Here is a 19,134-nt window from a genome sequence, read left to right as displayed (position 1 = left end):
TCCACATTGTTTCACGACACGCACCTGTTCTTAATTTCATTGTACGACGATCAGGACCGGTGCGTCAATCTTGGGACTGGCAAAAATAGGGCTGTTTTAAAAAGAAAACCTCTCATCGCACCGCAATAAGAGGAATCAAGCATATCTTTACCGGTAATTATCGGATTTGCCCCTGACCGGAGATCATATATTTGAAGCTGGTTAACGCAGTCAGGCCCATGGGACCCCGGGCATGCAATTTTTGCGTGCTGATGCCGATCTCGGCGCCCAAGCCAAATTCAAAGCCGTCGCTAAAGCGAGTGGAGGCGTTGACGTACACACAGGCTGCATCCACTTCCTGCTGGAAACGCAGAGCATTCCCATAATCGGAAGTCACAATCGCCTCGGAATGCTTGGTGCTGTATTTTGCAATATGCTCCAGGGCCTCTTCCAAACCGGAAACCACTTTTACCGAAAGGATGTAATCCGAGTATTCGGTAGCCCAATCCGCCTGGGTCGCCGGCTTCACCGCCCGGTGATGTCTCTGGGTGACCGGACAGCCCCGCAGTTCCACGCCGGCTTGATGAAACTGTTCCAGCATGGGGGGCAGAAATTGGTCGGCAGCCTTTGCATGAACCAAGAGCGTCTCCATGGCATTGCAGACCGCCGGACGGGAAACCTTGGCGTTGAAGGCAATGGTTTGCGCCATCTGCAGATCAGCGCTGACATCAACAAAAGTATGGCAAACGCCGGTTCCGGTCTCTATTACCGGTACAGTGCTGTTGTGCACGACCGTCTTAATCAGGCCGGCGCCGCCTCTGGGAATGATGACGTCAATATATTCATTGAGCTTGAGCATGGCATTCACAGCTTCCCGATCGGTTGTCGCAATCAGTTGAACCACATCGGCCGGCATATCAGCCTGCCGGGCAGCATCAGCAATGACCTGCACGATGGCGGTATTGGACTGTATGGCTTCCGAGCCGCCCCTCAGTATGGTCGCATTGCCTGATTTTAGGCAGAGCCCGGCCGCGTCCACCGTCACATTGGGTCTGGCTTCATAGATCATGCCCACCACCCCCAAGGGAACCCGCACTTTCTGAATGAGCAAGCCGTTGGGACGCTTGCCGCCGCTTAGCACCTCGCCTATCGGGTCCGGCAAGAACGCCACCTGCCGCAGCCCCTCGGCCATCGCCTTGATACGCGCTTCATCCAGCTTCAGCCGGTCCAGCAGGGGACCGGGAATGTTTCTCCCTTTTGCTGCCTCCATATCGAGGACATTGGCCGCCAAAATAGCGGCTGTATTACTTAAAAGCGCATCTGCTATAGCCTGAAGCGCCTGATTTTTGGCAGCCGCAGATACTGTAGCCAGTTTACGGGCGGCTATTTTAGCCCGCTCGCCCTTTTGTTTCAGTTCTGCCTGAAAATCCACGGTCCCTCTCCCCTTTCCCTTTAGGCCAGTAATACCATATTGTCTCTGTGTACAACCTCATCATAGGATTTATGACCAAGAATGCCGGCAATGTCATTGGTGTGAGCGCCCATGATTTTACGGGTATCGGAGGAATTGTAATTGGCCAGGCCTCTGGCAATTTCACGGCCTTCCAGGGTGATGATCCGTACGGTATTGCCATGATCGAAATCACCCTCCACCTCAATGATGCCGGCAGCCAGTAAACTGGAGCCACCGTCCAAAATGGCTTTCTCGCAACCTTTGTCCACCTTGACCGAGCCATGGAGCCGGGCGCCGAAAGCCAGCCAGCGCTTTCGGATCTGCAGGCGGTTTTCCTTGGATAAAAAGACCGTACCTACAGACTCACCGGCAAGAATGTCTTTCACCACCCCGTCTCTGGAACCGGAGGCAATGACCATCACTACACCGGAATTCACGGCGATCTTTCCGGCTTGAATTTTTGTGTTCATGCCTCCGGTTCCCCTGATGGATCCCGCTCCGCCGGCCAATGCTTCAATTTCAGGCGTAATTTCGCTGATTTCGGGAATAAGGCGGGCATCCGAATTATTTTGGGGATTGTCGGTATAAACCCCTTCCACGTCCGAAAGAATAATCAGCACATCGGCTTCCACAATACTGGCGACCATGGCTGAAAGCGTGTCATTATCACCGATCTTCAGCTCGTCAATAGCCACCACATCGTTCTCATTAATAATTGGAATCACGCCCATACGCAAGAGGGTGAGCAGGGTATTGCGAGAGTTGACATAGCGCTGCCGTTTCACCGAATCTTCCCGGGTCAACAGTACCTGAGCCACAATCTGACCATATTCGCCGAACATTTTCTCATAAGTATGCATGAGGATTCCCTGGCCTACCGCCGCAGCAGCCTGTTTTTCCGGAATGGTCTTGGGCCGCTCTTTCAGGCCCAGTCTATCCATGCCAACCCCCACCGCCCCGGAAGTAACCAGGATAATTTCTTTGCCTTGATTAGCCAGGTCGGATAGTTCTCTCACCAGTTTTTCGATTCGCAAAAGGTTCAGTTTGCCGGTAACATGGGATAATGTGCTGGTACCCACTTTAACCACAATACGTCCGGCAGCTGATAATGTATCACGGGTTAACATGCCTTATCGCCCTCCATGAGAGATGCAAAGCATCTTAAGTACTATGGCAATTCCAGCTTGGACCTTTCCGGATCTGGATTCTGCTTGTATAACAGGCCGTTATGGCCGATCACCTGCACCAGTTGCGCGCCGGTTTCAATTGCCAGTTCCTGAATGGCTTCCTTAACTTCCTGCGGGCTGTTGTTCAAGACCCGCACTTTTATCAGTTCCCGTGCCAGCAGCGCCGCCTCGGTCCCTGCCACCACAGTGGCTGTGACGCCGGCCTTGCCGATCTGCACGATAGGGTCCTGAGTCATCCCCAGGGATTTTAAATAACGCTTTTGCTTTGTTGTCAGCATAAAAGCAGTCCTTTCTCCTCTAGTCCTGGAAGGTGAATTCCATGTCCCGTATCCGTACGGTATCGCCTTCCTTAATCCCGCGTTCCCGCAGAGCTGCGTCAATCTCCAGCTTGCGCCAGATCTTTTGGAAGCGCCTCAGACCTTCGTCATCGCTGAAGTTGGTCATGGCTACCAAACGTTCCAGGTCTTTTCCCTCTACCACATAGGCGCCGTCATCGTCCCGGCGGATGATGTATGCAGGTTCCTGAGCATCAGTATATACTTTAACTTCGCTGGCGGGCTCCGGTTCGGGAACATATTCGGCGATTAGCTGCAAAGCCCGCCACATGAGATCGTCCAGTCCTTCGCCGGTAGCGGCGGAAATAGGATACACTTCACGGCCCTGTTGTTTCAGCAGATCCGTGATCCGCTGAAAGTTTTCCCGGGCTTCCGGCAGGTCCATCTTGTTGGCGGCTATAATTTGCGGCCGTCGGGCCAACCTTTCGTTATATAAGCTCAATTCTTCATTGATTTTATGATAATCGGCGAGAGGGTCCCGCCCCTCCATGCCGGATATATCCAAAACATGGATCAAAACCTTGGTTCGCTCAATATGACGCAGAAAGTCATGTCCCAAGCCTTTTCCCTCGTGCGCCCCCTCGATCAGTCCCGGTATGTCAGCTAAAACGAAGCTCTTGCCTTCTGTCAGGCTGACCACCCCCAGCACCGGGGTCAAAGTGGTAAAGTGATAAGCAGCGACCTCCGGCTTGGCTGCGGATACTCTGGCCAGGATGCTGGATTTGCCCACACTGGGATAGCCAATCAAGCCTACATCCGCCAACAGTTTGAGCTCCAAAACAATATTTTTTGCTTCGCCTGGTTCGCCCTTTTCGGCAAAAGTGGGGGCCCTATGTACACTGTTCACAAACCGGGCATTGCCCCGGCCGCCCCGGCCGCCTTGGGCCACAATGTATTCCTGGCCCAGTTCGGTTAAATCAGCCAGGAGGGCATCGCTTTCTTCCTCTTTAACCAAGGTGCCGGGCGGCACTTTAATCTTCAGGTCCAACGCGCTGCGACCGATCATATTGCTGGTATCGCCTTTACCGCCGTCATCCGCTTTGAATTTCCGCTTATGGCGAAAATCAATCAAGGTATTCATATTAGAATCCACTACTAAAATGACGTTACCGCCCCGGCCGCCATCGCCGCCGTCAGGGCCGCCCCGTGGCACGTATTTTTCCCGCCGGAAGCTGGACATGCCATTGCCACCGTCACCGGCTTTCACAAAAATTTTAGCTTTATCAATAAACATTCGGTTCACCTTGTCTCTCTAAAAAGAGACTCCTGTATTTTATTGTATAATATAAGTATGCCCGCTTAGCCTGCAATTACAAAAAGTTAGTTTTATTTTTCTTCCACTCTATTTCCACTCCCCGCCGGAGGATGCAGCGCCTGTATGTTGCAATTTTCCGGTCTGTAATCAGACATCACACTGGAAGCGAGGTCGGGGCTCTTAGCTAGGTCTTCCAAATACTGTTTGGCTTTCTCGGCCTTCCCCAGTTGAAGCAAAGCATGCACCACCTGGATATGATTAATGAATTCATGACGCTGCAACCGCAGCAAACGGGTCAATTCCGGGCAAACCTCATTCTTTGTCACCTAGCATCTCTCCCCTCATGACAGGAAAATTCCACTCAGGAACGATAAAATCCTGTTTTATAGCGTAAAAAGCTGACAACCGCACATACTTTTGAAGTCCAAGATGCCGCCTACGAAAAAGCCTGCGGTTGTGTCACCGCAGGCTAAGTTTCCGGCTACTTATGCAGGATATACACTGATTTGACGGTCTTCGCGGCCTCTGCGCTCGACGGTTACTTTTCCGTCAATTTTCGCAAACAAAGTGTGATCTTTGCCCATACCGACGTTTTCACCAGGGTAAAAACGGGTACCTCTTTGGCGGACCAGAATGTTACCGGCCACAACTGCCTCGCCGGCATGTTTCTTCACGCCAAGGCGTTTGGATTCGCTATCCCGGCCGTTACGGGAGCTGCCAACACCTTTTTTATGAGCAAACAACTGTAAATCAAACTTAAACATTTGGTTCACCTCCCAAATCCAATTTTGCTTCGATCATCCGGATATTTTTAGGATAGTTCCTGACAATTTCCAATAAGCCAAGCACCATCGTTTCCAAAACCGCATTAGTTAATGCGTCTGGCTTGCCGGCTAATCTCATCTCTATATCCCCATGAGCCACTCGCCACTGAAAATCCCGGTTCAAATGAACCTTTATCCCCAGAAGCGCCGCCTGAGCAAGAGCGGAAACACCGGCACAGACAATGTCTTGCCCTCGCGGAGCAATACCAGCATGTCCTTTTACGTAAAATGTAACAATGTTACCGGATTGATCACGGGTAATTGTTATCTTAATCATTGGCTTAGTTCTAAAGACAGCTTACGCTTCGATTTTTTCGATAACAACTTTGGTAAACGGCTGACGATGGCCTTGGCGTCTGCGGTAGTTGGATTTGGCTTTATACTTGAAGACAAGAATTTTCTTGCCTTTGCCATGATCCACAACCTTAGCGGTCACTTTGGCCGATGCAAGATAGGGTTTGCCGACCTGGACACTGTCGTCTTTGACAACTGTCAGCACCTGATCGAAGGAAACAGCCTCCCCTGCGGCAGCATCCAGCTTCTCCACTGAAATAACGTCGCCTTCACTTACCCGATACTGCTTGCCACCGGTTTGAATAATTGCATACATTCTGGTACACCTCCCCTGGTCAAGTCTCGCCGGATACGGCACCGTCACCGGTTTTACAGCCTCTCCGAGCGGCTGGGCGCGCAGGCGCGCATACGCCTGCAGAATTAAATGGTAGCATATAAAAAGGCGGATGTCAATATTAGCAATCCTCATTACATATACACTAACCGGAACATTTTCGCAGCGCGTGCTTTTTAAATAATGTGTTGACGGGATAGGTCGAATATTGTACTGTTTTAATGGATATTTATGCATGTAAGTCCCACTGCCTTATGACTTATCCTGCAGCAGTTGATGAAAAAAAATAAAGAAAAGGATTATTCTGATTTTAGTCGAAATAGAAAAGATAATTTTATAAGGAGGGGTTCAAGTTTGAAAAAATGGTTAGCAATGCTGCTGGCAGCGATCGTGCTGATAAGCGTGGTCGGTTGCGGCCAGTCCACCTCAACCACTGATGCCAAGAAAAAAATCAAAATCGGCGTCATCACCGGTACTGTCGCCCAGGGCGAGGAAGAATACCGGGCAGCGGAAAAAATGGTTAAGAAGTACGGCAAAGATGTGATCCTGTTCAAGACCTATCCTGATAACTTCATGAAAGAACAGGAAACTACCATCTCCAACCTGCTGGCGTTTGCTGCCGACCCTGATGTCAAGGCTATCGTCATGGTACAGGCTGTACCCGGCGCCGCCGCTGGCTTTGAAAAGGTCAGAGAAAAACGGCCCGACATACTGCTGATCAGCGGCGTACCGGGCGAAGATCCGGATATGATCGCTAAGAAGTCGGATATTGTCCTGCAGGCGGATGAACTGACGATGGGCAAGACCATCCCCGCTCAAGCCAAGAAAATGGGCGCAAAAACCTTGGTTCACTATTCCTTCCCCCGGCATATGTCCTATCCTCTGCTGGCTCAGCGCCGCGAAATTATGAGAGAGGAATCAGAAAAACTCGGATTGAAATTTATTGACGCCACTGCTCCCGATCCGCTGGGAGATGCCGGCGTACCCGGCGCTCAGCAATTTATCCTTGAGGATGTGCCTCGTAAAGTAAACCAGTATGGTAAAGAAACCAACTTCTTCAGCACCAACTGCGCTATGCAGGAGCCGCTGATCAAAGCGACTCTGGACAACGGTGCGATTCTCGCGCAGCAATGCTGCCCGAGTCCCTTCCACGGCTATCCGGGCGCCCTGGGGATCGAAATTCCCCCGGAAAAAGCTGGCGACATCAACTATGTCGTAGAGCAAATCAAAACGAAAGTCGCGGCTAAGAACGGCACTGGAAAATTCGCCACCTGGCCGGTACCGGTCAACATGATGTTTGTCGAAGCAGGCGTGGAATACGCCAAAGATTGGGCAGAAGGCAAGATCAAGAGCAAAAATGATCAAGAGGCCCTAGCCCAAAAACTGTCGGAGGCTGCAAACGGCAAGAAAGTCCAGTACCAGACTTACGCTGGTACCGATAAAACCGGCAAAGAAGTAAAATTCGACAACTTCTACATGGTTCTTTCCGATTATATCACGTTTTAATAGTCTAACGGATGAACGCCCTGCAGGGTAAATCAGAAAGGTTGCTACTGGTACCGTAGTAGCAACCTTTCCCATATCCATTATCATAAGCAGACTACATGCTAAAGATACACACAATCTAGCGCGGCTGCATGCAGCCGTCCACCGGGAGGAAAGCAATGGACGCGAGCAACTTACTGGAAATGCGTAGCATTGAAAAAGAATACTTCGGCAACCGGGTCTTAAAAGGAGTCTCTTTAACGCTCAAACCAGGGGAAATCCACGCCATCGTCGGCGAAAACGGGGCGGGAAAATCCACACTGATGAATATCCTGTTCGGTATGCCGGTTATTTACAACACGGGCGGCATCAAGGGCGAAATATTGTTTAACGGGGAGCCGGTCCTGATCCAGTCGCCCAAGGATGCTCTTGACTTAGGTATCGGCATGGTTCACCAGGAATTTATGCTGCTGCCGGGTTTTACAATTACGGAAAATATCAAGCTCAACCGGGAAATCACCAAGCCCAACGCCTTCAGCAAAATCGGCGGCGATGGGTTCAAGTCACTGGACTTTGCAACCATGCGGCAAGATGCAAAAAAAGCACTGGACGTGCTGGGCATGAATGTGGATGAATGGCTGCCCATCGCCGGTCTGCCGGTGGGGTACATGCAATTTGTTGAAATTGCCCGGGAGATTGACAAAGAAAACCTGAAACTGCTGGTATTTGACGAGCCGACAGCGGTGCTAACGGAAAGTGAAGCCAGTACCCTGCTGGCGGTGATGAAAAAACTGACGGCTAAAGGAGTGGCCATCCTGTTCATCACCCACCGACTGGACGAGGTATTGGCGGTGGCAGATCAGATCACCGTGCTGCGGGACGGAGAAAAGGTGGGCGCTATGGCGAAGGCTGAAGCGACCCTGGAAAAAATAGCAGAAATGATGGTCGGCCGTCAGATTGAGCGGCTGAAGATCAATGTGGCAGAGGAAAAAGCAGCCGGGGAAACGGCTCTGTCGATCCGCAATCTGCGAGTGAACATGCCTGGCGAAATGGTCAAAGATATCAGCCTGGAGGTCCAAAAAGGAGAGATCCTGGGTATCGGCGGTCTGGCCGGCCAAGGCAAAATCGGCGTTGCTAACGGTGTGATGGGACTATACCCGGCGGAAGGGGAAGTATGTATCCATGGGGAAAAAATCGCCCTCAATAACCCCCGGCAGGCCATCAGCCGTAAGCTGGCATTTGTATCGGAGGATCGGCGGGGGATAGGCTTGCTGCTGGATAATTCCATCGAACTGAACATTGCCATAACCAGCATGCAGGTGCGGGAAAAATTCTTGAAACCCTTCCTGGGCATCGGCAAAGTGCAGATGGCGGATGCCCAAGCAATCCGTACCCATGCATTAAATATGATCAAGGACCTTGACATCCGCTGCACCGGTTCAACCCAAATTACGCGACGTCTAAGCGGCGGCAACCAGCAAAAGGTCTGCATCGCCAGGGCGTTGACGCTGGAACCGGAAATCTTGTTCGTGTCGGAACCCACCCGCGGCATTGATATCGGCGCCAAAAAGCTGGTGCTGGACCTTTTACTCAAACTCAATCGCGAGCTCGGTATGACCATTGTGGTAACATCCAGTGAACTGAGCGAGCTCAGGGCCATCTGCGACCGGATCGCCATTGTGTATGAAGGGCAGGTAGAAGCTACCCTGAGCCCAACGGCGGCCGATGTCGACTATGGATTGGCAATGGCCGGCAAATATAAAGCACGCAGGGAGGCCGTATAGACATGCAGGCATTATGGCAGCAATTAACGGAAAAATATGGTTTCCCCAAAGTATGTATTGTCATTTTTTTGTCAATGCTCATCGTCCTGGCATTTATACTTAAGCAGGATGTGGCGGCCATGGTGGGGGATTCGCTGGTGCGCATCGGCATGAACGGAGTGTTGGTGCTGGCCATGGCGCCGAGCATTGTCTCCGGCGCCGGACTGAACTTCGGCTTGTCCCTGGGCATCATCTCCGGGCTCTTAGCCGGCTGCATCAGCATTGAGCTTGATCTCAGAGGAGCGTCAGCTTTTTTCTGGGCGGTCATCATCTCCATTCCTTTTTCCGTAGCAGTGGGATATTGCTATGGCTGGCTGCTGAACCGGGTTAAGGGAGATGAGATGACGGTCGGCACCTACCTCGGATTTTCCATTGTTTCCCTTATGTCGATCGGCTGGCTGCTGATCCCGTTTAAGAGTCCGGAAATGATCTGGGCCATTGGCGGCTCCGGTTTAAGGACGACCATTGCCCTTACCAGCCGTTACGCCAAGGTGCTGGATGATTTTCTGTCCGTAACGATATTCGGCGCGAAAATCCCCACCGGTGCGCTGCTATTCTTTGGCGGCTGCTGCCTGTTGGTCTATTTGTTTATGAAATCCAAGACCGGCATGGCAATGATGGCTGCCGGTGACAATCCCCGCTTTGCCGCAGCTTCCGGCATCAATGTAAACCGGCAGCGCATCATTGGCACAGTGATTTCCACCGTTCTCGGCGGAATCGGCATTTTGGTGTATGCCCAAAGTTTCGGTTTTTTGCAATTATACCAGGCGCCCCTGATGATGCCCTTTGCCGCCACCGCCGCTATTCTCATCGGCGGCGCCAGCGCGCGAAAAGCCACCATCAGCCATGTCATCTCCGGCACGATCCTGTTTCAAGCGCTCCTGACCATCTCGCTGCCGGTCATCAATGAGCTGATGCCGGTGGGCAATCTGTCGGAAGTCGTTCGGATCATTGTCAGCAATGGCGTAATCTTATACGCACTGACCAAAGCGGGAGGTAGCCAGGCATGAATACAGGCATTGCAACTAACCAGGGCAACCTGATGCTGAAAAGCAGGCTGCGCAAATTTTTCACCAGCCATCCCGTACCCTTGTTTTTCCTCGTCTTATGCATCGCTGCCGTCATCGCTTCGGAGCTACCGCCGGTATTTGTGGTCAATGAGCTAATCACCCGGCTGTCGAGAAATTTATTTATGGTATTGTCCCTGATCATTCCGGTTCTGGCCGGCATGGGCCTCAATTTTGCGCTGGTCATCGGCGCCATGGCGGGACAAATCGGCCTTATCGCCGTCAAAGTGTGGGATTTAGGCGGCTTTGGCGGCTTTCTCGCCGCCGTGCTGGTTTCCACTCCCTTTGCCCTGCTGTTCGGCTACCTCACCGGGATTACTCTAAACAAAACCAAAGGCCGGGAAATGATTACCAGCATGATCCTGGGTTTCTTCGCCAACGGCCTGTATCAATTGGTATTTCTGCTGTTCATGGGCACGCTGATCCCTGTCTATAACCCGGAAATCATCTTAAAAGGCGGCGTAGGTCTGAAAAATGCTCTCGATCTAAAATTCGTGCAATACGCTCTTGACCGGATGCTCTACATCAATATCATGGGCCTGGAAATACCGATTGTCACGTTCCTGGCCATCGGTCTGCTGTGCTGGTTCACCCGTTTCATCGTCACCACCAAGCTCGGCCAGGAGTTCCGGTCCCTGGGGCAGGACCTCAATATTGCCCAGGTCGCCGGCATCCCTACCAATAAAATCAGGATCATCGCCATCACCATTTCCACCGTGCTGGCGGCCTGGGGGCAAATCATCTTTTTGCAGAACATCGGCACCCTGAATACTTACGCCAGCCACGAACAGGTCGGCATGTTTTCGATTGCCGCACTGCTGATCGGTGGCGCCACCGTCACCAAGGCGACCATCGGCGATGCCATCATCGGCACGGCCTTGTTCCACACCCTGTTCATCGTCTCCCCCCAGGCCGGCAACAACCTGTTCGGCGACGCGCAAATCGGCGAATTTTTCCGCGTGTTTATCGCCTATGGCGTCATCGGCATGTCACTGCTGCTGCATGCCTGGCATAAGTATATGAAGGCAAAAAAGAAGACGCTTCAGGAAGAATAACGACTCTTTTGAGGCCGTTGAAAAATAAAAACAAACCATAAGATTAGCCGAAGTGCCTGCAAGTTTTTACACATTTGCAGGCACTTCGGCTAATTAAACACTAAAAGCCTCTATATGATGATTATTGTTAGATCTATGCACGCAATCATGGCGACGGTTCTTTACGTCAATATCCACACAATCGCATTTTTATGATCTCCTCTTAGTTTAAATGATCTATTTCATCTTGTTTATATCAATGAACGGATTCGCTCCACCAGTTACAGTTGGAAGTTTACCGTCCCATTTCTCAATAGCTTTCATTTGAGCTTCAATTTTCCTTAATTCAATTAATTCTGGAGTAACTTCTTGCTTTTGAAGACGCAGGGATTCAGCCTCAGCTTTAGCCCGCTCAATTGCTTGCTGTGCCTCAACCTCGATACGCTGCAGGTCAAGTCTGGCTTTTAAAGCATTTTGCTCAGCGATTTGCTTTTGTTCAATAGCGTTATTATATTCTGCGCTGAACTTGAACTCCGTAATGTTAATTTCATCAAGCGCCATAAAGTAAGTTGAAAGCTTGGCAGCAAGGGTTTCCTTGACCTTGGCACTAACTTCTGAACGTTTGGAAATCAGTTCTTCAGCCGTATATTGCGCCGTAACCGCTTTAACGGCTTCTCCAATCGCAGGAGCTACAATCCGATCCTCATAGGCTAAGCCGACATTTTGATAAAGCTTGTTGACTTCCTCCGGAACTAAATGAAAGTTAACAGCAACCGTTGTATTAACAGTTTGTAAGTCCTTAGAAGAAGCAGTCTGATCTGACTGAGCTTTACCCACTCGCACATCAATGGGAATAATTTGTTGAACGAATGGAATTTTAAAATGAAATCCTTCATGTAAGACAAGGGGCTGCACTGCACCTAGCTGGAGTACGATTCCCCGTGTACCGGCTTGAATAATAACGATAGAATTAAAAGCAACAAAAAATAGAATCAATCCTGCTACAAGGGGCACTAACACTCTAGGCGCTTTGCCTCCAGAATCAAATTTCATTTTAACAACATTATCCAGATCCATTACCCAACCTCCTTTTACACATTTTGTAAACTCGAAAAGGATTCTTCCGGGGCACGCTTGTACAACCACTTACACTGTAGAAAGACTGACTAATTCTTATTGCGTCCTCCCTGATTGTCCTTATTATATTCGATATGACGAAAAATATAAAGAGAATATGCCAAAAAAGCTCATTTTCTTACAACTATTTCATCTAATCTTATCTTTTTGCGTTATTTCTTTGCTTTCCAACCTCGTGTTGTTCGAATCGATATCTGTTCATCGGTTTGGCTACATAAAGAATTAAGAACCTCCTCATCCTATTAAGGCGAAAAGGTTCTTTTTTAATAACCTACTCATAACGGAGGTGCAATTTTATGGCCTTTTGGCTGGCAAAAACAGAGCCTACGACCTTTAGTTACGATGATCTGGAGCGTTTGAAAAAGGATATGTGGGATGGGGTACGCAATTTTACGGCTGCTAAGCATATTAGAAGCATGAAGCCTGGCGACCTCATCTATATCTATCATTCAGGGAAAGAAAAAGCGATTGTCGGGGTAGCAGAAACAAGCTCCGAACCCTATCCTGATCCAACGAGCTCTGATTCTCGCTTTTTCACTGTGGATGTTATACCACGTTATCGCTTAAAACGTCCTATCACGCTGCGGGAGATTAAAGCTACGCCTGATTTTGCCGACTGGGAGCTGGTCCGCCAATCCCGTTTATCCGTCATGCCTGTTTCAGAAAATCATTGGCGCCTCGTTCAGAAATTATCCGAACATTAATCAGTCAGGCCCATCCGTTTTATGGATGGGCCTGACTGATTCTGAGTCATTTATGTACTTCCCTTTATTGATTGATTTTGATCCTGCAAAATAGAGAAAGCTTCCGGATGCATAGCCGGAACCGGCTCCACCGATATGGTCCGGGCCATTTCCTGATTGAGACGCTCCAGTTCTCCCTTTTGCAGAAAAACCTCAGCGACCTGGGGATGCACCTGGATAATCAGTTTGTCGCCAGAGCGGCCGCTGCCTGCCAGTCGCCGCAGTTGCCGCCGTACGTTGATGGCAACCGTAGCTGGCGATTTTACTTTGCCGCGGCCTTCACAGCAGGGACAGTCGGAGAATAGCACGGCATCCAGGCTTTGACGGGATTTTTTACGGGTCATCTCCACCAGTCCCAGGCCGGTAATGCCAACCACATTGCTTTTGGTACGATCTTGCTTCAATTTTTCCGTCAGCGCGTCGAGAACCGCCTTCTGATGTTCAGTTGACTCCATATCGATGAAGTCAATGATAATAATGCCGCCAATATCCCGCAGGCGGATCTGTCTGGCGATTTCGGCTGCGGCTTCCAGATTGGTGCGGAATACCGTATCCTCCAGATTGGTCCGGCCGATAAATTTGCCGGTATTTACATCCACCACAGTCAGTGCTTCGGTCCGGTCAATGATAATGTAGCCGCCGCAATGAAGCTCTATCTGGCGTTCCTCCAGTTTCTTCATTTCACTTTCCAGCCCGTAAAAACTAAAAATGTCATCTCCCTGATATAGTTTGGTCCGGGTGGCCAATTCCGGGGAATGATGGGCCAATAAATCCAATACCCGTGTGTGGGCTTCCTGATGATCGACAATGAACTCTTCCACATCGGCTGAAAAATAGTCCCGGACGATGCGAATCACCAGGTCCACGTCCCGGTACAGGACGCAGGGTGCTTTGGAACGCTTGGAACGGACGGTGAGAGACTGCCACAAATTGTGCAGGTATTCTATATCCTTGATCAGGTCTTCCTCGGTTTTCCCCTCCGCCACAGTCCGGATAATCACACCCATGCCGGCGGGACGGACTTTTTCCGCCAGTTCCCGCAGGCGTTCCCGTTCGCCATTGGCGGCAATTCGCCGGGAAATGCCGATGTAATCTACCGTGGGCATCAAAACCACATAACGGCCGGGCAGAGTCAGGTGGGTTGTGGCTCGAGGCCCTTTGGCGCCAAAGGCGTCCTTGACAATCTGTACCAGAATATCCTGTCCTACAGTCAGGATCTTGTCCTTAGGCGTTGCCCGTGACGGAACGTAGGGGAAAATATCGCCCACGTACAAAAAAGCGTTTTTATCGATACCGATATCGATAAAAGCCGCCTGCATCCCCGGCAGGACATTTTTGATCTTGCCTTTGTAAATATTGCCGACAATATGTCCGCTTTGATTTCTCTCAATGGAGACGTCGATTAGTTCGCCGTCTTCCAGTACAGCCATGCGGGTTTCATCCGGCGAGATATTCGTAATGATTCTCTTGGCCATGGTTCAGCCTCCTAAAGAGATGCCAGGCATCTCGGAGTAAGCAGGAAAGCGATTCCTTTTCGGGAGTCCCGACAGAAGCGCCGCATCGGAAACAGCCGAAAAATAGTGTCTCCTGAAATTACCGGCTGTTTATATTTTCATAGGGGAAACATAAGATCCGGCCTCATGAACCCAGAGGCCTAACCGGTGAATCGCCGCTCCAGCCGGGTCAACCGACAGATCATACCTCTCTGCCAGCACTTCCAGTACCTCTCCCGGCTTCACACTGCCGGCAGGTGTAACGGCAATGGCCATCTCCATAATGATGTCAGACCCGGTCTCCAGGAACCTGACCGGTTCCGGCAGAAATTCTTTCAGGTTTATGTCCCGCCGGCCTTTCGGCGTAACCCGGGTATAATCAACCGAACTTTCCCGGTTAAATCGCTCCAGACTGAGCGCCGGGTCGCCGCTCCCTCCCCTTCTGTGAGCGGTAATCCGGTAGGTGGCCCCATTCACCAAAGCCATCAGCGACTTATGCTGAGGTGTAATCTGCCTGAGTTCCTGCAGTGAAATTCCTGGCGGCAGCTGGGGAACCAACCTTTCCCGCACCTGGGACATGGGGATTTCTTGAGTCATGGTCACATCCATATACTCGGCCTGGCTGGTTACGCCTACCGCCAGAGCGGAGGCGAATGCCATACGCATATGGGGATTGAACCCTTCGGAATAGGCCAGTGGCAGCTTGGAACGGCGCAAGGCCCGTTCAATGGCGCCCGCATAGTCAAGATGGGATAGATACCTGACTGCTTCCCCTTTTGTGATTTCACAGCGTACGATCATGCATTTGCTCCCTCCCAGTCCACCACCGCTACTCCCAGACCCGGGCAGACACCACAGACGCCGCATTGACCGCGGCGGCAATCTACTGTGCCTTGTTCCTCCAAAGCTTTTTCATATTCTCTATACATGAACGCTTTGTCAACGCCGGTAGAGAGATGGTCCCAAGGCAGGACCTCCCCTGCCTGCCGCTCCCGGTTAGCGTAAAAATGCGGGTCCACACCGGCAGCCTCAAAGGCTGCCAGCCAAACATCATACTTGAAGTGTTCTGACCAGCCGTCATATTTGGCACCTCTTTGCCATGCCTCCATCAGCACCCGCCCCAGTTTTCTGTCCCCCCGGGCAAAGACCCCTTCCATAAAACTGACCGGGGCATCATGCCAATGCAAAGAAATATTTTTATCTTTCAGTAAGGATTTCAGCAATGCCTGTTTTTCTTCAATCATCTCTATGCTGTTTTGACCAAACCATTGAAAAGGAGTATGAGGCTTAGGAACAAAGGAAGATATGCTGACATTCACCGTTGCGCCGCGCCGCCCTTTCACTTCTTTATAGATATCCAGCACCCGGTAGGCTAAACGGGCGATACCCCGGACGTCTTCCTCGGTTTCTGTAGGCAGTCCGATCATAAAGTACAGCTTGACGCTGGACCAGCCTGCCTGAAAAGCCGATCTTACCGCTTCTTCCAGGTTTTCTTCCGTGACCCCTTTATTGATCACATCCCGCAAACGCTGGGTGCCGGCTTCCGGAGCAAAGGTCAGACCGCTTTTGCGAACTTTCTGCAGTTGATTGGCCAGTTCCACTGAGAAACTGTCAATTCTGAGAGACGGCAGAGATACGCTGACCTGCTGGGCCGACATGTCTGCCTGCAGAGCCGATACCAGGTCCCGCAAACAGGAATAATCGGCGGAACTCAGGGATATCAGGGACATTTCATTATAACCTGTGCTATCCACTATTTCCTGTGCTAACCGGCGCAGAGTTTTCGGACGCCGTTCCCGGACCGGGCGATAAATGGTTCCGGCCTGACAGAAACGACAGCCACGGGTACAGCCGCGAAACAGTTCCAACATGATCCGGTCATGGACGATCTCCAGATAAGGCAGTACCGGGTGAGTGGGAAAAGGCGCTTGATCCAGGTCTTTGACAATCCGCTTGACAATCCGGGGTTTTGCCTCCGGCTGCAGCGGTTCAATCCAGCTGATAGTCCCGTCTAAATGATAGCTGACCTCATAAAAGGAAGGTACATAGACTCCGTCAATCCCGGCCAGCTCTCGCAGCAATGCCGGTTTGCCCCCCTGCTTGCGGCCGCGTTTCCACCGGATCAGGCAGTCTGCTATCTCCTCAATGCTTTCCTCAGATTCTCCCAAGACAAAGCAATCAAAAAAATCGACGAGAGGCTCAGCATTAAACGCACAAGGGCCGCCGCCGATTATGATCGGATATTCTTCACTGCGTTGGCTGCTCAAAAGTGGAATGCCGGCTAAATCGAGCATATTCAGGATATTGCTGTAACTCATCTCATATTGAAGGGTAAAGCCAAACGCATCTATTTCACGGACAGGGCGAAAGGTTTCCAGAGTATATAAAGGCATCCCTGACCGGCGCATTTCATCTTCCATATCGACCCAGGGCGCATATACCCGCTCCGCCAGGGTATCTTGGCGCTGATTAAGAATATGATACAGAATTTTTAACCCCAGGTTGGACATCCCTACTTCATATACATCGGGGAAGGCTAGGGCAAAAGTTAGGTCTACCGAAGAAGGATCTTTGCGGACGCTGTTCCATTCCTGCCCCGTATATCGCCCGGGTTTAGCCACCCGGTTCAAGACAGTCGGTTCCAAAATAACCATGTTGTACCTCCGTATGCTGATACCATTAGCATGTATAAATTTTCCAGTATTATTCCATAATTGTAAGTCTATTCTACACCCTTTCATAAACTCCTGCAAAATCCTGGTGGAAAAATCTTCTTCAGCCTCGAATCTGGCCTTTTTGCAACAGCTCCCTGAGAGTCTGTTGCAAAACTCATCTGCAGCCTCGAATCTGAGACAACGCAGATGAGCCTTTTTCAGCGGTCCCGTAGGAAATCTTTCATCTTGGCCTGAACCCCATGGTACGGCATCCCTTCCCAAATTTCGGTTTCTGTCAGACTGCCTTTCAGCCTTAATCCATCATCTACTACCAATACCACATAATATTTCTCTGCTCCGAACAATGTCAGCACATCTTGAGCCCGTTGGGTTTCCAGTGCAGTATAATGGCCGGTAGGCATAATTCCTTTGTTTTTTAAGTCAATTTTTTTGCGCGAAAGAATCCGCATACTGCGGAAATTTGCCGCCACGATTTCCTTACGAGCCGCCAGAGGCAGATAGACAGCCAGTACGAAAAGAGTAATATTCAAATTGCGGCGATAGACAAAATCGGCAATAACGCCGGCAAATAAAGCGCTGCTCAAAAATAGGCCCAGATAGATCGTAACATTGGTTGCTTTCTGATAGGTGGAGTATTGAGACAGCCAGGCGCGAAAAATCCTGCCTCCGTCCAGGGGCAGTGCCGGTAATAAATTAAACAAGGCCAGCATGACATTGGTTTGATAGGCTAATTCTAACGGTCCGGCCCAGCCTGGAAATACGTCCCGGCTCAATCGCAGCATACCCGCCAGCAACAAGCTGGCAGCCGGTCCGGCGCCAGCCATGAACATTTCACTGCCCGGCGCCGCCGCATCCAGCCCCTCAATGCGGGCTACGCCGCCAAAGGGAAGCAATTCCACCTCTTGGACCTTATATCCCAAAAACCTTGCCGCCAGCGCATGCATTCCTTCGTGGGCCGCTACGCAGGCGAAGACAATCAGTACCTGTCCCAACATACCCACAGCCCCGTACAGGAGCATCAAGGCCACAAACCAGATATTTAAGGACAGAGTTACACCAGCAATTTTGCCGGCCCGCAAAAACTCACTTCCTTCCCAGGTCCTGACTTTGCTCGGTAAATGTTCCCTGAATGCGCTGCAGCGGATCAATGCTCTGTCCTTTCTCCCTAATTTCAAAGTATAGCCTGGGAGATGAGGTCATCCCGGTTTTACCTACCCGGCCGATAACCTGGCCCTGACTCACGATATCACCCGGTTTAACCAGCACTTCTCCCAAGTGGCCATACAAGGTATTTACCTCCTGACCGTGGTCCAGCATTACAATTTTGCCAAACTGGGCGCTTTCATCGGTGAGTTTGACTTTGCCGGCGGCAGCTGCCCGCACACCGGTGCCTTGGGACGCCTCTACGCCGATTCCTTCATACATAACCTGCTGCTTTAAGACCTGATGGGTTTGCCAGCCATAAGCGGCGACCAGCTTGCCATCAACGGGTTTAAGCATATACAACAGCGGGTTCGCCGGTTTAGCGACAGTAGCCCTCACTTGGTTCAGCCAGGCGGAATCGAATTGCCGCGGCATATAGGGAGTAATCTGGCCCACGATCATATCCAGGTCCGTTTCCACAGTCAGGAGGTATTTCACAGCCGCGTTCATTGTCGGCGCCAAAGGCGTGTCAGATATATGAATTGCATAGGTAATGATAAAGAGCAGCCCCGCTATCAACACTTTCTTGAGCCAGGCCAATCGCATTGGTTTCCTGCTCCTGGGCCAGGAATCGAGCGGCTCCTGGTAGGGACGAAAACGACTGTTATTCCAAGGTGTCATACCATCGACCTCCGCCAGCAGGGGACCGTTGAAAAAGGCCCATCTGCGTTGTCAGGCCAGCGAGAGAGCGCTTTCTCGGCCATCCTAGCATCTGGACCTTTTTGAACGGTCCCAGATTCCAGGTTGCAGATAAGTTTTGCAACAACCTCCCGGTTTATCATTCTAAATATATGATCGTCCTAGGGCGTTTTA

At 50.8% G+C, this 19,134-nt stretch carries 19 protein-coding genes; 5 read left to right on the top strand and 14 right to left on the bottom strand.

Annotation, left to right across the window (positions count from 1 at the left end):
* Positions 1–157: 157 nt before the first annotated feature.
* The 8 genes from ALO_RS07650 to rplU form a co-directional block, all read right to left on the bottom strand.
* Positions 158–1,411, bottom strand: a complete 1,254-nt coding sequence (locus ALO_RS07650) for a glutamate-5-semialdehyde dehydrogenase (RefSeq protein WP_004573199.1) — start codon at positions 1,409–1,411, stop codon at positions 158–160.
* Positions 1,412–1,431: 20 nt separating this feature from the next.
* Positions 1,432–2,559, bottom strand: coding sequence for a glutamate 5-kinase (gene proB, locus ALO_RS07645; RefSeq protein ID WP_004573198.1), 1,128 nt, complete (start codon positions 2,557–2,559; stop codon positions 1,432–1,434).
* A gap of 41 nt (positions 2,560–2,600) precedes the next feature.
* Entirely contained in the window at positions 2,601–2,897 is a 297-nt protein-coding gene (locus ALO_RS07640) for a YhbY family RNA-binding protein (RefSeq protein ID WP_004094531.1), read from the bottom strand.
* 19 nt (positions 2,898–2,916) lie between these two features.
* Positions 2,917–4,188 (bottom strand): GTPase ObgE, encoded by a 1,272-nt coding sequence (gene obgE / locus ALO_RS07635; RefSeq protein WP_004094529.1) that lies wholly within the window; start codon positions 4,186–4,188, stop codon positions 2,917–2,919.
* 92 nt (positions 4,189–4,280) lie between these two features.
* Positions 4,281–4,535, bottom strand: coding sequence for a Spo0B domain-containing protein (locus tag ALO_RS07630; protein WP_004094526.1), 255 nt, complete (start codon positions 4,533–4,535; stop codon positions 4,281–4,283).
* 159 nt (positions 4,536–4,694) lie between these two features.
* Entirely contained in the window at positions 4,695–4,973 is a 279-nt protein-coding gene (rpmA, locus tag ALO_RS07625; RefSeq protein ID WP_004094524.1) for a 50S ribosomal protein L27, read from the bottom strand.
* A complete protein-coding gene (locus ALO_RS07620) occupies positions 4,966–5,310 on the bottom strand; it encodes a ribosomal-processing cysteine protease Prp (RefSeq protein WP_004094521.1) in 345 nt (114 codons plus the stop codon). Before ALO_RS07620 ends, rpmA begins: the two co-directional genes overlap by 8 nt.
* 21 nt (positions 5,311–5,331) lie before the next feature.
* The gene (rplU, locus tag ALO_RS07615) at positions 5,332–5,643 is read right to left on the bottom strand and encodes a 50S ribosomal protein L21 (RefSeq protein ID WP_004094519.1); all 312 of its coding nucleotides are present in this window, start codon (positions 5,641–5,643) and stop codon (positions 5,332–5,334) included.
* Between the two features lie 372 nt (positions 5,644–6,015).
* Here rplU and ALO_RS07610 point away from each other — a divergent pair, with 372 nt between their 5' ends.
* The 4 genes from ALO_RS07610 (at position 6,016) to ALO_RS07595 (ending at position 11,091) form a co-directional block, all read left to right on the top strand.
* The gene (locus ALO_RS07610; protein ID WP_004094517.1) at positions 6,016–7,167 is read left to right on the top strand and encodes a DUF3798 domain-containing protein; all 1,152 of its coding nucleotides are present in this window, start codon (positions 6,016–6,018) and stop codon (positions 7,165–7,167) included.
* A 158-nt stretch (positions 7,168–7,325) separates the two neighbouring features.
* A complete protein-coding gene (locus ALO_RS07605) occupies positions 7,326–8,930 on the top strand; it encodes a sugar ABC transporter ATP-binding protein (protein WP_004094515.1) in 1,605 nt (534 codons plus the stop codon).
* Positions 8,931–8,932: 2 nt separating this feature from the next.
* Positions 8,933–9,979, top strand: coding sequence for an ABC transporter permease subunit (locus ALO_RS07600; RefSeq protein ID WP_004094513.1), 1,047 nt, complete (start codon positions 8,933–8,935; stop codon positions 9,977–9,979).
* Positions 9,976–11,091 carry an ABC transporter permease subunit gene (locus tag ALO_RS07595; RefSeq protein WP_004094511.1) on the top strand — a complete coding sequence of 372 codons (1,116 nt, stop codon included), beginning with the start codon at positions 9,976–9,978 and terminating at the stop codon, positions 11,089–11,091. Before ALO_RS07600 ends, ALO_RS07595 begins: the two co-directional genes overlap by 4 nt.
* 216 nt (positions 11,092–11,307) lie before the next feature.
* On the opposite strand, the gene ALO_RS07590 is transcribed toward ALO_RS07595, so the two are convergent.
* On the bottom strand, positions 11,308–12,147 hold the full coding sequence (locus ALO_RS07590) for a prohibitin family protein (protein ID WP_004094510.1): 840 nt from the start codon (positions 12,145–12,147) through the stop codon (positions 11,308–11,310).
* Positions 12,148–12,503: 356 nt separating this feature from the next.
* On the opposite strand from ALO_RS07590, the gene ALO_RS07585 reads away from it, so the two are divergent.
* The gene (locus ALO_RS07585) at positions 12,504–12,911 is read left to right on the top strand and encodes an EVE domain-containing protein (protein ID WP_004094509.1); all 408 of its coding nucleotides are present in this window, start codon (positions 12,504–12,506) and stop codon (positions 12,909–12,911) included.
* A 50-nt stretch (positions 12,912–12,961) separates the two neighbouring features.
* On the opposite strand, the gene ALO_RS07580 is transcribed toward ALO_RS07585, so the two are convergent.
* The 5 genes from ALO_RS07580 to ALO_RS07560 all read right to left on the bottom strand — a co-directional run bounded on the left by ALO_RS07580 (position 12,962) and on the right by ALO_RS07560 (position 18,867).
* Positions 12,962–14,425, bottom strand: coding sequence for an Rne/Rng family ribonuclease (locus ALO_RS07580; RefSeq protein WP_004094508.1), 1,464 nt, complete (start codon positions 14,423–14,425; stop codon positions 12,962–12,964).
* A gap of 129 nt (positions 14,426–14,554) precedes the next feature.
* On the bottom strand, positions 14,555–15,244 hold the full coding sequence (locus tag ALO_RS07575; RefSeq protein ID WP_004094500.1) for a TIGR03936 family radical SAM-associated protein: 690 nt from the start codon (positions 15,242–15,244) through the stop codon (positions 14,555–14,557).
* Positions 15,241–17,097: a TIGR03960 family B12-binding radical SAM protein gene (locus ALO_RS07570; RefSeq protein WP_004094499.1), complete on the bottom strand. Its 1,857-nt coding sequence runs from the start codon at positions 17,095–17,097 to the stop codon at positions 15,241–15,243. The genes ALO_RS07575 and ALO_RS07570 overlap by 4 nt, the downstream gene beginning before the upstream one ends.
* 218 nt (positions 17,098–17,315) lie before the next feature.
* The gene (locus ALO_RS07565; RefSeq protein ID WP_004094498.1) at positions 17,316–18,197 is read right to left on the bottom strand and encodes a M50 family metallopeptidase; all 882 of its coding nucleotides are present in this window, start codon (positions 18,195–18,197) and stop codon (positions 17,316–17,318) included.
* Between the two features lie 4 nt (positions 18,198–18,201).
* Positions 18,202–18,867: a M23 family metallopeptidase gene (locus ALO_RS07560; protein WP_004094497.1), complete on the bottom strand. Its 666-nt coding sequence runs from the start codon at positions 18,865–18,867 to the stop codon at positions 18,202–18,204.
* Positions 18,868–19,134 lie beyond the last annotated feature (267 nt).

The sequence above is a fragment of the Acetonema longum DSM 6540 genome (assembly GCF_000219125.1).
Lineage (GTDB): Bacteria > Bacillota > Negativicutes > Sporomusales > Acetonemataceae > Acetonema > Acetonema longum.
Note: the sequence above shows the minus strand (reverse complement) of the source record. Positions and strands in the feature narration are given on the sequence as shown.

Bases quoted from the DNA above. Each gene is read 5' to 3' on its own strand.
- proB (WP_004573198.1), bottom strand. From the start codon at position 2,559: ATGTTAACCCGTGATACATTATCAGCTGCCGGACGTATTGTGGTTAAA.
- ALO_RS07640 (WP_004094531.1), bottom strand. From the start codon at position 2,897: ATGCTGACAACAAAGCAAAAGCGTTATTTAAAATCCCTGGGGATGACT.
- obgE (WP_004094529.1), bottom strand. From the start codon at position 4,188: ATGTTTATTGATAAAGCTAAAATTTTTGTGAAAGCCGGTGACGGTGGC.
- rpmA (WP_004094524.1), bottom strand. From the start codon at position 4,973: ATGTTTAAGTTTGATTTACAGTTGTTTGCTCATAAAAAAGGTGTTGGC.
- ALO_RS07620 (WP_004094521.1), bottom strand. From the start codon at position 5,310: ATGATTAAGATAACAATTACCCGTGATCAATCCGGTAACATTGTTACA.
- rplU (WP_004094519.1), bottom strand. From the start codon at position 5,643: ATGTATGCAATTATTCAAACCGGTGGCAAGCAGTATCGGGTAAGTGAA.
- ALO_RS07605 (WP_004094515.1), top strand. From the start codon at position 7,326: ATGGACGCGAGCAACTTACTGGAAATGCGTAGCATTGAAAAAGAATAC.
- ALO_RS07600 (WP_004094513.1), top strand. From the start codon at position 8,933: ATGCAGGCATTATGGCAGCAATTAACGGAAAAATATGGTTTCCCCAAA.
- ALO_RS07595 (WP_004094511.1), top strand. From the start codon at position 9,976: ATGAATACAGGCATTGCAACTAACCAGGGCAACCTGATGCTGAAAAGC.
- ALO_RS07590 (WP_004094510.1), bottom strand. From the start codon at position 12,147: ATGGATCTGGATAATGTTGTTAAAATGAAATTTGATTCTGGAGGCAAA.
- ALO_RS07585 (WP_004094509.1), top strand. From the start codon at position 12,504: ATGGCCTTTTGGCTGGCAAAAACAGAGCCTACGACCTTTAGTTACGAT.
- ALO_RS07580 (WP_004094508.1), bottom strand. From the start codon at position 14,425: ATGGCCAAGAGAATCATTACGAATATCTCGCCGGATGAAACCCGCATG.
- ALO_RS07575 (WP_004094500.1), bottom strand. From the start codon at position 15,244: ATGATCGTACGCTGTGAAATCACAAAAGGGGAAGCAGTCAGGTATCTA.
- ALO_RS07570 (WP_004094499.1), bottom strand. From the start codon at position 17,097: ATGGTTATTTTGGAACCGACTGTCTTGAACCGGGTGGCTAAACCCGGG.
- ALO_RS07560 (WP_004094497.1), bottom strand. From the start codon at position 18,867: ATGCGATTGGCCTGGCTCAAGAAAGTGTTGATAGCGGGGCTGCTCTTT.